General features: G+C 60.9%; 15 protein-coding genes and 1 pseudogene. All 16 read right to left on the bottom strand.

The features are described 5' to 3' along the window. Positions 1–428 precede the first annotated feature (428 nt). A pseudogene (locus AC1DKD_RS22180) lies at positions 429–1516 on the bottom strand (IS5 family transposase). A 313-nt stretch (positions 1517–1829) separates the two neighbouring features. Beyond that, positions 1830–2009, bottom strand: a complete 180-nt coding sequence (locus AC1DKD_RS22175) for a Flp family type IVb pilin (protein WP_430869804.1) — start codon at positions 2007–2009, stop codon at positions 1830–1832. 279 nt (positions 2010–2288) lie between these two features. Then, positions 2289–2477 (bottom strand): Flp family type IVb pilin, encoded by a 189-nt coding sequence (locus tag AC1DKD_RS22170; protein ID WP_441626416.1) that lies wholly within the window; start codon positions 2475–2477, stop codon positions 2289–2291. A 440-nt stretch (positions 2478–2917) separates the two neighbouring features. After that, the gene (locus tag AC1DKD_RS22165; RefSeq protein WP_477143713.1) at positions 2918–3409 is read right to left on the bottom strand and encodes a methyltransferase family protein; all 492 of its coding nucleotides are present in this window, start codon (positions 3407–3409) and stop codon (positions 2918–2920) included. Beyond that, positions 3388–3894, bottom strand: a complete 507-nt coding sequence (locus AC1DKD_RS22160) for a hypothetical protein (protein WP_477143712.1) — start codon at positions 3892–3894, stop codon at positions 3388–3390. Before AC1DKD_RS22160 ends, AC1DKD_RS22165 begins: the two co-directional genes overlap by 22 nt. A 24-nt stretch (positions 3895–3918) precedes the next feature. Then, positions 3919–4998: a TadG family pilus assembly protein gene (locus tag AC1DKD_RS22155; RefSeq protein ID WP_441626422.1), complete on the bottom strand. Its 1080-nt coding sequence runs from the start codon at positions 4996–4998 to the stop codon at positions 3919–3921. Between the two features lie 56 nt (positions 4999–5054). Further along, on the bottom strand, positions 5055–5549 hold the full coding sequence (locus AC1DKD_RS22150) for a TadE/TadG family type IV pilus assembly protein (RefSeq protein ID WP_441626424.1): 495 nt from the start codon (positions 5547–5549) through the stop codon (positions 5055–5057). 26 nt (positions 5550–5575) lie between these two features. Beyond that, positions 5576–6520 (bottom strand): type II secretion system F family protein, encoded by a 945-nt coding sequence (locus tag AC1DKD_RS22145; protein WP_441626572.1) that lies wholly within the window; start codon positions 6518–6520, stop codon positions 5576–5578. A 43-nt stretch (positions 6521–6563) separates the two neighbouring features. After that, positions 6564–7541, bottom strand: a complete 978-nt coding sequence (locus AC1DKD_RS22140) for a type II secretion system F family protein (protein WP_441626426.1) — start codon at positions 7539–7541, stop codon at positions 6564–6566. A 12-nt stretch (positions 7542–7553) separates the two neighbouring features. Further along, the gene (locus tag AC1DKD_RS22135) at positions 7554–8909 is read right to left on the bottom strand and encodes a TadA family conjugal transfer-associated ATPase (RefSeq protein WP_441626428.1); all 1356 of its coding nucleotides are present in this window, start codon (positions 8907–8909) and stop codon (positions 7554–7556) included. 26 nt (positions 8910–8935) lie between these two features. Further along, positions 8936–10141 carry a CpaE/TadZ family protein gene (locus AC1DKD_RS22130; RefSeq protein WP_441626430.1) on the bottom strand — a complete coding sequence of 402 codons (1206 nt, stop codon included), beginning with the start codon at positions 10139–10141 and terminating at the stop codon, positions 8936–8938. Between the two features lie 52 nt (positions 10142–10193). Next, positions 10194–10508, bottom strand: a complete 315-nt coding sequence (locus tag AC1DKD_RS22125; RefSeq protein WP_441626432.1) for a hypothetical protein — start codon at positions 10506–10508, stop codon at positions 10194–10196. Positions 10509–10539: 31 nt separating this feature from the next. After that, positions 10540–12336, bottom strand: a complete 1797-nt coding sequence (locus AC1DKD_RS22120) for a type II and III secretion system protein family protein (protein WP_441626434.1) — start codon at positions 12334–12336, stop codon at positions 10540–10542. 75 nt (positions 12337–12411) lie between these two features. After that, positions 12412–13263 carry a Flp pilus assembly protein CpaB gene (gene cpaB, locus AC1DKD_RS22115; protein ID WP_477143711.1) on the bottom strand — a complete coding sequence of 284 codons (852 nt, stop codon included), beginning with the start codon at positions 13261–13263 and terminating at the stop codon, positions 12412–12414. Positions 13264–13607: 344 nt separating this feature from the next. Continuing rightward, positions 13608–14141, bottom strand: a complete 534-nt coding sequence (locus tag AC1DKD_RS22110; RefSeq protein ID WP_441626438.1) for an A24 family peptidase — start codon at positions 14139–14141, stop codon at positions 13608–13610. 127 nt (positions 14142–14268) lie between these two features. Further along, complete coding sequence (locus AC1DKD_RS22105) at positions 14269–14457, bottom strand: Flp family type IVb pilin (RefSeq protein WP_441626440.1); 189 nt, start codon at positions 14455–14457, stop codon at positions 14269–14271. Positions 14458–14464: the final 7 nt, after the last annotated feature.

The raw sequence follows: 14464 nt of genomic DNA, 5'->3' as shown, positions 1-14464 counted from the left end.
GACGCCGGCGAATCACATTTGCTGGTACGTCGTGCGCACGATATGCCTCATCCCCACATTACGGCCAGCAATGTATCAGGAATGCAACCAATTCGATCGTAGCCGCCCCGGAATGCAGGAAGTTCCCCCCTCATCCAACTGGGCGAGGAACGCGCCGTGCCAATGTCATCCGGAGATGGGACGTGTTAGTTCCCGAATATGGACACCCGCCAGAGCCTTTACTGGCAAGGCTTTAACGGATTGATAAATGTCCATATGGACATATTCTCTAGCAGACTGCTGAAGTACTTACCGCACAAGCGGCAAGACTTCCCGCTGTATCGCTGATGTACTCCCTATTTTTCACAATCCGGAAGCTGCGCGTCACTTCATCGACGTTGTCGATGATTTGGTGCTCATTTCTGGCCTCATTACCGCAATTACTGCAACTACGGACGGATTTGTSCCAGCGAGCGCATCGAACCAAGTTGTACGCGGCCATGCTCAACACAAACATCTGGTCAACTTTCTTCAGTCCGCGCACCATCACCTGACGCATGCGCCCCACGGTCTTGGCCCAGCCAATGCCTTGTTCGATCAGCTTGCGCTTTTGCTGCGAGATGGCATAACCCCCGCCGCAGGCGATCTCATCCGGAACCGCCGAGCGTCGCCCGGAGGTGTTTTGCGCCACGTGGGGCGTGACCCTCGTCTCAAGGCAAGCCTCAATGAACTCGGCCGCGTCATACCCCTTGTCCGTACCCACGGTGACTTCCACGTTCGCATCGTCGACCACCTGCCGGGCGTCGTTGGCCATGACCTTGGCGGCTTCGCGCTCTGCATGGCCGTCAGCACTTGTCACCAGCGCGCTGACCACCAGGCCGTGGCGGTTGTCGCTCAGGGTATGGCCCATGTAGCGCAACTCACTGGCGGTTTTGCCTTTACGGTAGAGCAGTGCATCGGGGTCGGTCTTGGACTGGTGCGTTTCGTTGCTGCTCTTGCGACCTTTGAAGTTGCCACCATCGTTGTCTTCGTCCTCGCCGTCCTTGCGTACAAAGCTCTTGTGGTCGGCCCAAGCCTGAATGAGTGTGCCGTCCACGCTGAAGTGTTCGCCGGAAAGCCAGTCCTTCTTTTGCGCGATGGCCAGTACTTCGTTGAAGAATTCGATCACTGCATCGCGCTTGATCAGGCATTCGCGGTTCTTGGTGAATACGCTGGGCACCCAGACTGCGTCGTCCATTGCCAGGCCAATGAACCAGCGAAACAGCAAGTTGTAGTGCGTCTGCTCCATGAGCTGACGTTCGGAGCGAACGCCGTAGAGCACCTGCAGCAGCATGCCCCGCAACAACTTCTCAGGCGCGATACTGGGTCGACCGCCCCTGATGTCGGCCTCGTACATCCTGGCGAACAGCCGATCCAACTTCGCCAACGCCTGATTGGCCATGGTGCGGATCGAGCGCAGCGGGTGATACTTCGGTACAAAATCCTCGAGCCGCCGCATGGTGAACAGGCTTTCGGTGAAGGTGTCGGCGCCGCGCATGAAACGTCGCAGGGTGTGGGGTTCTCAGATCAACGCGTCAGCCACTAGAAGCGCTGACTTCGGTCGGAGGTATTTCAGCGGCCTGCTAGGGGGCGGCGCTTAGCGCAGGCGGTCGGCAGTCAAGACAGATCCGTGGGTATCTGCTTCAGCAACATCAGGTGGCGAAACGGCGCGCAGATGCCGCACTAAAGAATGGTTTGTCAAAGTCCGTGCGCACCGCCTAGCAACGAATACGATGAGCATGGCTGAGCGGAGGTGGCCTTCCAGACCAAACCCGGTTAAGACGGGGCTCGGTCTGGATCCTTGAAGAGATTTAGGCTGCTGGCATGCCGGCAATGACCGCGGCAAAGGTTCTTGTAATGGCACCGCCCATCCCGGCGCCAAATCCGACAATGACCAACGCCACGAAGGTCAGCAGCAGCGCATACTCCACACCGGTAGCCCCATCTTCATCACGCACAAAATGCTTGATACCTTTGAGCATGGTATTCATGTCCTTCTCCTTCACGTCATGGTTAAAGGGAATAAGCACCTGGGCCCCTGCCTGTCGTTAGATTGACGTGCGCGTTCTCACCTGGCGCGTTGCCGCTTGTCGAGGCTGAATGTGCTGCCGCGGGGCCAATTCGACCTCACTCAGGGATCAGTCCCGTGCCTGAAACTGCTGCTGTGTCCGCGTTGCCTAGCAACGAGCACGATGAACATGACTAAGCGGAGGTGGCCTTCCGGGCCAAGCCCGGTTCAGGCGGGGCTCGGCCCGGATCCTTGACGAGATCTAGGCTGCTGGTGCTGCTGGCATGCCGGCAACGACCGCGTTAAAGGTGTTTGTGATTGCATTGCCCATCCCGGCGCCAAATCCGATAATGACCAACGCCACGAAGGTCAGCAGCAGCGCATACTCCACACCGGTAGCCCCATCCTCATCGCGCACAAAATGCTTGATACCGTTGAACATGGTGTTCATGTCCTTCTCCTTCACGTCAAGGTTAAAGGGAATAAGCACCCGCTGAAGATCGGGTACGAGTTTCGAGCCGGGGATGCCAGCTCAGGCCAAACCGATTGATCTGGAATGCCATGAACGGGCTCGGAGTAGGATCGATTTCTCCCCGGGCACGGCGTGACAAGGCGGATCCTCCGATTCCACCAGGCTTCAGGGACCATGCCTGTCGCTAAATTGACGGGCGCGTTCTCACCTGGCGCATTGCCGCTTGTTGAGGCTCATTGCGCTTTAGGTAGGTGCTGCAGGCCAATTCGATTTCCCTCAGGAATTAGTCCCGCGCCTGAATTTGCTGCTTGATTCGATAGAGACCCCTCCCTGTAAGTTATAAGAGTTTGCGTCCAGAGGTGATGCCGGCACAAGCCGCTGCGCGGCGATACGTTGCGAGCGTCAAAAGCGAATTGAGATCAGAAGATACCCGGGAACATGCGAAAGCAGACCTTGTTCCGATATGTCCGATACTCGGGATCGTCAGACAGAAGTTTTTCTTCGCGCAGGATCCGGACCGCCTGCATGACGTACTGTAGGGTGTAGACGAGCAGGTTCTGCAGTCCGAAGTTTGCTAGCAGGAAGCCGACATCGGCGACAAAGTAGCCGAGATAGATCGGATGGCGCACGAACCGGTAAGCCCCGCTTGATACGATTCCGCGATTGGCAGGCAAGATCCCGAACGAGTAGCGTAGCGATACTTTCGCGAAAATCTGCCACGAAAGCCCAGCGATCTGCAGTCCGGCACCGACCGCTTCGGGCACGATTCGCACACCCGGTGTGAGCTGAATCGCAAGGAAATAGAAGGTGCCGAGGAGCGAGCTGAGTATGGCGACAGGACTCCAGTCACGCCGGGCCGGCACCCGCACTATCAGCGACAGAGCGACCGTCAGGCACTGTGCCACCACCATGAGCAGAAGCGTAATGCGAGTCGGGTCGGTGAGCCAGTGCCGGATCGCTCCATAGGCAAAAACAGCCAACACCAATGCGGTGGCGATGCGTATGCACGCTTCCAACGCGGCTTCGCGACTGGCTCCTCCAACTCTTCCCGTAGTGCCTGGACCTCCGTCGCCAGCAATAGGTTCACTGTCTTGATGCGGCGAATTTGATCATCCCGTTTTCGCAGTGCCTTTCGGATCTCCCCCAACTGCCGGCGTAAATTTGCGATATGAGCATCATGCTCAGTCATGATGGCTTCGCGCCCTTCCTTGAGGATTCGTCGAATCTGCTCCGCCATATCCGGATGGCGATTATGGATCGTCGCGTTGGACACACCGGCCTCTTCGGCAACGGCGGCGATACTTAGTTGCCGTGCGCGGTCAACTCGCATCGGCGTGCCTTGCAGAATACGGGTGATGGCCATTTCAATCTCATGCCTGGTCGATTCCGATCCCATTGCACGTCTCCTTGTTATTCCGTCTTACCAAGCCAGGCGCGGTGGCACGTAAGCACCATAGTAGGGCCCGACGCCGCCTGTGCTGCCGGCAATCTTGGCATTGGGCACAAAACTGCCCTCGATATAGCTCTTGTTACCCGCCTTGGTAACACTGGTAATGAGAAGAGAGGCGAAAGCGACCACTGGCTGATCTGAATTCGTCGATACGTTGGAAACGACAGGCACGGTCACGGTCCATCCGCTCAAGCCTGCCGCTAGCGCCGCGTTAAGTTGAGACGTAACCGCGTCATAGATCGAGGCCGCCACGCCGCTTTGGATAAAGATGGGGTCGTTGAGCGCGACGGGTGGCGACGGAGTTGCGCCCGTGACCATGTCCTTGATTAGCTTCGCGCTTTGTGCCCCTGGGTCGCCGGGGGTCAAGGATGTCCATTGTCCCTTCCAGCAGGGGTCCATCGGGGAGGGGTAGCTGGCAACGTTGATGTAGTCCGAGTAGATGTCGAAGACGTAGCTCTTGCCCGTGCTCGGATTTATCTTGGGCTGCCCGGTCGTCGAATCCCAGAACTTGTCATACAAGCACTGGTTGATGGCCACCGGCAGAAGCGCGCCCGGACCCACGCGCCCAGGCGCCGCGATCACCGCCACCGCTGTGGCCTGGGCCGGTTCGGACAGCACGCCGAAGACAGGCGCCAACAGCATGCTGACCGGGCCATTGTTGTTGCCGTCGCTGCGGCTGATGGTGACCTGGACGGCGGCCGCGTCGTTTGTTCCCGGCGTGATGTCTTGCGGTTGCAGACCCGATTTGGTGCGGCTTAGATCCCAGTAGCCGGCCTGCACCTGGCCGCTGATCAACTTGACGCCCTCAGTCGCGTTCAGCGTGATCGCGCTGGTACCTTGCGTTATGCCGTTGTTCCAGTTTGGCGTGGGATTCGCCGGATAGAGGCCACCGGCACCCACCAGTGCAGCCGCATCGGCGGCATTCTGCAGTTGGTTTCGCACGATCAGATAGCGGGCCACATCGATCGCCAGCGCGGCAAACGCGAGCATGAAGATCAGCAAAACGGGGGTCATCACGCCGACCGCACCGCGCTGGCAGGGGGGGAGCATCCGATTTCCATGGGGTCTCATTGCACACCTCGTTGCGTGACAGATGGAACTAGGCTTTACTCGTACTTCATGGTGGTTGTGGCATTAATAGTCAATGCGGCGGTCGTGAATGCCGCGGGCGCCGGGCCCCCGGTCACCAGTGCCATCATCGGACCGAGCAGCAGACCTGTGTACGCATAAGAAACCGTCACCAGCAAAGGACTGCCTGTATTGCTGTTCGTAAAGGTGACGTCAACCAGTGGCTGGATCGCTGAACCGAAGGTAATAAGCTTGTTCTGGGTATAGTTCTGCACCACAGGCGAGATCTGTGCAAGTACCTGTGCCTTGGTCGTCGGTGGCGAAGATTGGAGCATGACGCCGAAACGAGCCGCCTCGCGGCTGGCATTGGTGAGGATGGCCTGGTCATAGAGCGCCGCGCCAAATTCGATCGCCCCGATCACGACCAGCAGAAGCAGGGGAAACACAAGGGCGAATTCAACCGCAGCGGCACCAGACATGCGCCGCGCGCCGCGCGAGCGCGATGGCTTCAGACCTTTTGCGTAGGTGGGCATGGCCGTAATCTCCGTTATAGAGCTTGCTACTGGTTTTCTGCGAGCGTTCGCAGGGCCGCGGATATCTGAATCGCAGCGGGCCCTAGCAGCACCACGAATATCGAAGGAAAGATGCAGAAGATCAGCGGGAACATCAGCTTGGTGCCGATCTTGGCGGCGCGCTCTTCCGCCAGCATCTGACGCTTGGTACGCAGCATATCGGCATGCACGCGCAACGAGTCGGCCACGCTGGTGCCGAAGCGGTCGGCCTGGATCAGCATACTCACCAGCATGTCGACATCGCTTACTCCGGTGCGTAAGGCCAGGTTGCGCAGGGCCTTCTCCCGGGGTAATCCCGCGCGAAGTTCCAGCGTCAGCAGTTCATATTCGTCGGCCATGGCCCGGCGTGCGCCACGCATTTCCTCCACCACGCGCAGGATGGCGGCATCCAGCCCAAGGCCGGCCTCCACGCAGACCATGATCAGGTCCAGGCTATCGGGGAACGCTTCAAAGATGTCGCGCTGGCGCCGGTCGATCTTCATCCGCAGCACGAGACTAGGGAGATAAAAGCCCAGCACCGCTGCGCCAAACAGCAGGCTCAGGAACTGTGTTTGATGGGTGTGATCAAGGCGGCCAATGAGCAACGTTGACAAGATCAGTGGCAGGCCGAATACCAGCAGGGTCTTGGTGCCGAAGTAGATCGGGATGGCCTCGGGCGCGCGCCAGCCGGCATTCATAAAGCGGGTGCGCAGGGAAGAGGCGTCCCAACCCTCCTTAGGTACAGACAGCCGGGCAAGTGGCGTTACGATCCGCTCGATTTTCTGCAGCCAGCCTGGTTGCCAATTGTCCTGCACGGACGGTGGGTTTTCCTGGTTGATCTGGCTCACGCGCCGCTGCACCACGTTCTGGCGCAGTACCGACATCGCAATCCAGGTGGCGCCGAACACGATCATAAAGGAGCCTGCCAGCAATACAATTTGCGCGATTTGCATGATGATCCGGGTAAGTCCCGCCTCCGATGTCAGGGTCTGGTTGTCAGACGTGGATGCGAACAATGTTCCGCATCCATAGCACGCCGAAGATCATCATCCCAATGGAAATCCAGAGCATGCGAATGCCAGTCGGGTCCGTCCATAGCGTCGCAATCAGGGTTGGATTCATCACATACACGATGCCGCCCACCACCAGCGGCAACACGGTCAGGATCCAGGCCCCCAGCCGCCCTTCTGCGGAAAGCACGCGCACCTTGTCCAGCAACTGCAGCCGCTTGCGAATAATGTTGCCGACGTTGTCCAGAATCTCGGTCAGGTTGCCGCCGGACTCACGCTGAATCAGCACGGCAATCACCAGGTAGCGCAGATCCTCGATGGGTACGCGCTCGGTCAGACCGGTCAGTGCATCGTTCATCGGCACGCCGTAATTGATTTCCCTGAAGACCATGCCGAGTTCGGTGCCGATGGGAGCCGGCAACTCCTCGCCGGCCATGCTCAGCGCGCTAGGCAGCGAGTGCCCGGCGCGCAAGGCGCGGCTGATCATGTCGGCCCCTTCAGGCAACTGCTGCTCAAGCTTGAGCAGCCGCTTGTCGCGGCAGCGACGTACGTACAGCAGCGGCAGTGCGGCAAAGCCGGCGGTCAGCATGAGCAGGGCCGGCCAGGGCGCGGCGAACATCGCCCCCAAGCTAGCCGCGACCGCCGGCAGCGCGAAGGTGAGCACAAGAAAGCGCCCGACCGACCAGTCCAGGCCCGACTGCAGCAGCATCCGATCGAGTGTGATGGAGTGAGGCAGCCGCAGCAGCAGCCGGGCCAATTCCGGCGACTCGCTCAGAACGCGCTGTTTCAGGATGCCGCCATCCTTGCCGTGACTGGCGCTAACGAGCAGGGCCGCCTGCAGGCGCTGGCTGAGTCGCCGCGCAGTCTGGCTGTGACGGCCTTGCCACCACTGGTATATCCCCGTCACCAGAAGCACGATGGTGACAAACAGCGACAGTACGAAGCCGATCATCATGGTGTCCATGATCCGTTCTCCCTAGACTTCGTGTTGCACGGTGGGGTCGTACAACGTTTCCGGCAGGTGGATGCCAAAGGCTTGCAGCCGTTCCGAGAACTTCGGCCGGACCCCGGTAGCGCAGAAGTGGCCCTTGATGTGGCCATCGCGATCCACGCCCTTGCGCTTGAAGGTAAAGATCTCTTGCATATTGATGATCTCGCCCTCCATGCCGGTGATTTCCTGCACGCTCATCAGCTTGCGGCTGCCATCGGTCAGGCGCGAGACCTGCACCACCACCGTCAGCGCCGAGTTGATCTGCTGACGCATGGTCTTGGTCGGCAGCGACAGTCCCGCCATGCTCACCATATTCTCGAGCCGGGTCAGGGCGTCGCGCGGGGTGTTGGCGTGAATGGTGGCCAGCGATCCTTCATGACCGGTGTTCATCGCGTGCAGCATGTCCAGCGCCTCACCGCCACGCACTTCACCGAGGATGATCCGGTCGGGGCGCATGCGCAGCGCGTTCTTGACCAGTGCGCGTTGCGTGATTTCACCGCGGCCCTCGATATTTGGCGGCCGCGTTTCCAGTCGCAGCACGTGGTTCTGGCGCATCTGCAGTTCGGCCGCATCCTCAATGGTGACAATACGCTCGTCGGCGGGAATGAAACCGGACAGGATATTGAGCAGAGTGGTCTTACCGCTGCCGGTGCCGCCCGAGATCAGGATATTGAGCTTGGCCTTCACCATGGCGTCCAGCAGTTGTGCCATCTGCGGAGTGAAGGTCTGTCGCCCGATCAGGTCATCGACCGTGAGCGGTTTGACGGCAAAGCGCCGGATCGATAGCAGCGGGCCGTCGATCGCCGAAGGCGGGATGATGGCATTCACGCGTGAACCGTCGGGCAGGCGGGCGTCGACCATGGGACTGGATTCGTCGATGCGACGCCCCACGCGCGACACCATTTTCTCGATCACCCGCATGAGATGCGCGTTGTCCAGAAAGGTGATTTCGGTCAGTTCCAGCTTGCCGCGGCGTTCCACATAGACCTGTTTCGCCGTATTGACCAGGATGTCGGAGACGGTGGGGTCGGCCAGTAGCGGTTCCAGCGGACCGTAGCCTAGCATTTCGTCCTGCACGTCCGACACTAGACTTCGGCGCTCGGCCTCATTGACGGGATGATTGCCCTCCTCCAGGATGCGTTCTACCAGTTGGGCCAGCTCACGCTTGACCTGCTCTGGCGCCAGGTGCTGCAGCTTGCCCAGTTCCACGCGCTCGATGAGCGTCTGGTGGATTTCCTTGGCTAGCTGCTGGTAAGCCGCACTGGCGCTGCCATTGGCGTGGGCGATACGCTGGGGCAGGGCTTCGCCCGCCTGCTGGTAGAGTTGTTCTCGCAGTGACATGATGTGCTCCGCTCAGAGATTTGGAATCAGGCCTGCCGCTCTAGACGTATGGCGGGTGCCACCCGGTTGCCTTGACCGAACAGCTTGCTCAGTAGTCCCGCGCTCCGGGACGCCGTCTCCGGGTAAAGCTGGCTTGCCATCTTCACCAGAGCGCGGGCAATCTGGCTGCTCTCGGCCAGTTGCAGTACGGGCACCCCTTGGCTGATGGCATCACGCACCGGCACCGGGTCGTTCGGCAGCACGTGGGATGCCGGCATGCCGAAGGTCTCTTCGAGCAGGCGCAGGCTGATGGGCGCATGCTTGTCGTATTGGTTGACGATCAGCCGCAGTCGCTCGGCGGGATAGCCAAGCGACTGGCAGATCTCGAGCAGGCGGCGGCCGGCACGCAGGTAGGTCAGATTGAGTTGCAGCACGGGGTAAATCAGGTGGCTGCGGTCGAGCACTTGAATGGACGCGGGATTGATGTCCTGGCCAACGTCGAAGATCACCACATCGTATTGCGGGAGGACCAGCGTCAGAATGCGCTCCAGGTGCGCGGCCTTGATCTCTCCTGCCTTGACCGGGTCCCCGGCGCCGGGCAGCACATCGAAGTCCTTGCTGATATGGGTGACGCAGGCATCCAGCAGGGATGGGTCCAGCCGGTCGATTTGACGGCAGACGTCGACCAGTGTGGCTGGTGGAACCTGATCAGTGAGCAGGAAGGCCGCATCGCCGTATTGTTGGTTCAGGTCGACCAGCAGTACGCGCTTGTTGTGCTTTGCCGCCAGCACATGGCCGAGGTTGGTCGCGGCGAAGGTGGTGCCGCTCCCCCCCTTGCAAGAAAGGAACGACAGCACCTGAGCTTCGCCCCGGCTGCTGCTGATGGCGTGGCTGGTACAGCGCTGCAACTCGTCGCGAAACTCCTGCGCATCGGGCGGCCACGGCAGCACGCACTGCACGCCGGCGCGCATGGCCCGCATCAGCAGGTCGGCCGATGGGCTCTCGGTCACCAGCATGCAGAGCGTATCGTGCTGATCCGCCAGACGACGGCGCAACTGGTTGAGATCATCCGCCGAGAAGCTGCGCGCTTCCAGGATCAGCAGGTCGGCCCCCTGYGTCAGTCCGGGTTGGGAAAGCGCCTGCGCCGGCGTCGTGCGCACCTGTTGCACTACGTGATTGGCGGCTTGCGCAATCAGCCCGGCGATTTGTTGCCAGCGTGTCTCATCGGCGGAAACCACGGCGATCTTTGCCATTTTCTGTTGCTCCCCAAAGCGGTGTGCTTGCCTGTCGTGCTGTTTGCCTGTCCTACCGGCCCATGGAGCTGAGCGATGATCCGCCTAAACTGCCGACGCCAACCGCGTAGCCATTGGGATCGGACTGGGGCGTACTAAACGAGGTGTTATAGCGGTCCATCGCGGCCGTGGCAGCGCGGCCGTCGATTCCGTCGACGGGGTTGTTGTTGAGCGAAGCCACCGGATTGAGGGTCTGCATGGCACGCACGGTGCGCACGGCGTCGCCGAAGTGGGCGTCATAGACCGGCGTGGTTGTCATGCAGCCGGCCAGTGCGGCGCCAAGCCCGCAGCACAGGGCCATGCGAACCAGTATCGGAATGATCTTCATGATGTTCTCCTTAATCGTGGCGGACGATGGGTTACTGAGCGGCGTCTGAGGCTACAGCGGTGCTTGCCGTGGGCCTGGCATCGGCCGCCGCGACGGCCGTGGCTGCGGGGGGCGCGATGCTGGTGGTCGGTGCCACGGGTGCTGCCGGTGCCGGCAAGGCGGCTGGCGCCGGGTTGGTGGCCGGCTGGCTAGCAGGGTGCCCTTCCATATTCCCGTTGATGTAGACCTCGCCTGGAGTCGAGGGGCCAAAGCTGTCGGTCGGCAGCGGGTAGTTTGCCGGCAGCGGCTTGACCAGGCGCGGCGTGACGACGAACAGCAGCTCGGTCCTGTCCTGCTGGAAGTTGGTACTGCGCATCAGGGCGCCGACCACCGGCAGGTCGCCAACCCCAGGCAGGCCCTTGAGGCTACCGGTGGTATTGCTCTTGATCAGGCCGCCGATGGCAAAGCTCTGGCCGTCCATGACCTGCAGCGTGGTCGAGGCGCGGCGCGTATTGATCAGCGGCAGGATCGATGTGCCAGAGACGTTAGGCGCGGTCAGTGCTACTCCCGTGGGCGACAGCTCGGACACCTCTGGTGATACCTTCAGGTTGATGCGCCCGTTTTCCAGCACCGTCGGCGTGAACCGCAGGCCGACACCGAAAGTCTCTTCCTGCAGGACAATGGTGGTGCCCCCCCCTGTGCCGGTGCTCTGCGGCACGGGGATAAAGACCTTGCCACCAGCTAGGAAGCTGCCTTCCTGACCGCTGATCGCCATCAAATTGGGTTCAGCCAGGATCTTGACCAGGCCATCGCCCTTTTGCGCGTCCAGTGCGAACTTTAGCGGCAAGTTATTCGCCTTGCTGAACTGGAGCAGGTCGGTCGCGCCAGACAGGAAGTTGGCCAGCAGGCCGAACGTCCAACTGCCGAAGGCCCCGTTCAGGTTGACGGCGGCGCCCATCTGGTCGATCAGGGTCTTGGAGACCTCTGCGACCTTGACTTCCAGCATCACCTGCTGCGGCGCCTCCACCGACATCATATTGATGATGCGGGGGCTGCGCAGCGGCTGGCCACCACTAGCGCCCATGCCCAGTCCGCCGAAGCCCATGCCGCCCATGTTGCCACCGTTCATGGCAAGCATCGGCGCGCCAGGGGCGCCGGTTTGTTGCGGCGGTGCCTGCAATGGGCTGCGGGTCTGGCGCATGACGAAAGCGTTGGCGATATCGAGGATCTTCTGTGCCTGGACGGAATCCGCGACGATGCCGGTCAGCACCAGACTGTCGGCGGCAGCGGACACGCGTACGCGCTTTGCTTCGGGCAGCAGGCTATGCAAGGTCGCCTGCAATCCACCGGGGTCGGCACCGACGATGACGTCGATGACGCTGCAGCGCCCACTCTTGCCTTGCATGATCATATTGGTGGTGCCCACATCCAGTCCGAGCAGGTAGAGCGTTTGCGGCGAGACCAGCATGGCCTGGACGATACTCGGGTTACCCAAGGTGCGCGTGCGCACCGGCTCCGGCAGCGACAGCATGCGTGACTTGCCGACCGGCAATACCACCTGTTCCGCCTCGCTTGCCGCGCTGGTGCAGGTGGGGGTCTTGCTGCCGCCATCCGCAGGCGCAGGAGGCACGTTAGTTGCGCCAATGGTGAGCTGGATCGGGCCGTTAGCCGCCAGCTTTAGCGGGTGTGCTGCGGAGCCCGGAGTCTGCACCTGGGCGGCGGTATCGGCTGCCTGCACCTGTGCGGCCTCCAGCCACAGTCCGCTGAGTATCACGGCAGCCAGCGCCGTCGTCGTCAACTGCGGTCCGATGCGGCGCCGTACGCCGCTGAGGTCGGTGAGTTGGTCCATGTCTTTCCCCCGGATGATTGACCCTGCAAGACAGGGTCTGGCACTGCATTGGCTTGTTGTTCTAACGCGTGTGGTTCAGAAGCATTCCTGGTTTTGATGGATGCCGCTAATGACCCCCACGCAGGTGCTGGAAATGGCCTTTGTAACGGCAACCCTGCGCACTACCTCTACTGTCTTGACGACGGGGGCGGCTGCGGCAACTAGGGCAGGTTCCTTTAGCAGGGTGTTCTTGGTGGCGCCAGTGGTGGCTACCGGGCGCGGATCCACCTGGTTGCGCAGCACCAGCGAGAGGGTACCCACGCTGCGCGCCAGGTCGAGCTTCTCGGCTTCCTCTGGAGAGACCTCCAACGTCACGGCATTGACCACCTTGGGCTTGGTCTCGTCGCGGTTGACCTCCTGCGCCACGGCCAGCACCAGGATCTTTTCCAGCACGATCTTGGAGATCGACTGCTCGGTACGCTCGCTGCTGGCACTCTTGGTAGCTGCGTCTTTCTGCGTATTGACGATGATGTCGACAAAGCTGCCGGGCAAGGCAAAACCGGCCACGCCGACCACATCATTGACACGCACGGTGATGGCACGTTTGCCGTCGGCAATGACCGCCGACAGGCCGCCTTTGGTGCCGACCGGCGTTAGCTTGGATTCCAGTACCGGTTCGYCGCGCAGCACGCTGGTCTTGGTCACGCGGCCGTCAATGGCGCGCTGATCGTTGATAACGCCCGGCGGCAGACTCGCCGTGGGCCAGTCCACCAGCTTGACGAATTCCGGCGACAGCCGCTGTCCCAGGTTGATATCGGTGGCGGCTACCGCGACCTTGGTGACGCCGCTGGCGCTCTGCTGCAACAGCCAGCGCGAAGCGAATACCACCGCGCTCAGCCCAGCAACGGTTGCGATTAGCAGCATGAACAGGATGCGCAGGTTTTTCATTTTGCGAGACCTCCTCGGTTGTGGACATACGAGCTGCTGTAAGAGTGCAGGCAACGGGTATCCGGTGCCGATCGGCAATGCCGGTCAGCTAGGCTGTGTGAGCGTGATGTGAGTAGGGCGTGTTATCAGTAGCGGCGCCAGCAATCGTTGCTGTGCGGCGCAGGAACGATCCATGTCGGCCACGTTCGGTATTGGTACTGGCTCATTGTTTTCTCCCCCAGGCCTCTGATGTGAAGCCTTTCATTTGAGGCCCGCTATGTCTTTCGATCCGGTTCCTGTGGTGCAGCGGACTCTTTTTTCGCCCTACCGTTTAACTCATCCATCCTTCATGCCACTTCTGCGACTCAGAGCATCGTCCACTTCACCAGCAGGGTGCCCGCTGCAATTGCGACGGCGTAGGGCAGCCTCATCGTGTCGCCGTTCGTCTGGCTTTCGCGCCGTAAAGGGATGGCTCGTGCGCCAAACGGTAGTGACAGAAGCAGCGTCGATAGGCTCGCTAGCGTTCGCCGTGACTCCTTTCTTACCAATGTCATGGCCAGCGCCAGCACTCCCCCGACCAGAAAGCTGGTCAGTGCGATATCGAGTGCACCCAGCGGTCCCACGAACGCGCCTACGGCGCCCATCAGCTTCACGTCGCCAGCGCCCATGCCTCCCAGCAGGTAGACGCCAAGGAACAGCCCCATGCCTGCCGCAGCACCGGCAATCCAAGCCCAGGTTCCGGCTGCCGGCCCGAGCACCGCACACTGCACAGCTAGGGCGATAATCAGGCCACATCCCACCAACCAGTTGGGAATACGGCGGGCACGTACGTCGCACACGGCCGCGATGGTCACGAGTGCCACAAGACTAAGACTTGCCAGGGTTGGTGCGATGATCATTGACCATTCCCCCTAATTAGTGAGCGTTTTTCTGGCCAGTGCGCCTGCCCATCTCTGACCAGCGGCAGAGGTGGCCCTCCGAAGCAAGCCCGGTTCAGGCGGACTTGCTCCGGATCGTTGACGAGATTTAGGCTGCTGGAGCTGCTGGCATGCCGGCAACGACCGCCGCAAAGGTTCTTGTGATGGCATTGCCCATCCCGGCGCCAAATCCGATAATGACCAACGCCACGAAGGTCAGCAGTAGCGCATACTCCACACCGGTAGCCCCATCCTCATCACGCACAAAATGCTTGATACCTTTGAACATGGTGTTCATGTCCTTC

Source organism: Cupriavidus sp. 05T313 (genome assembly GCF_056396665.1).
Note: the sequence above shows the minus strand (reverse complement) of the source record. Positions and strands in the feature narration are given on the sequence as shown.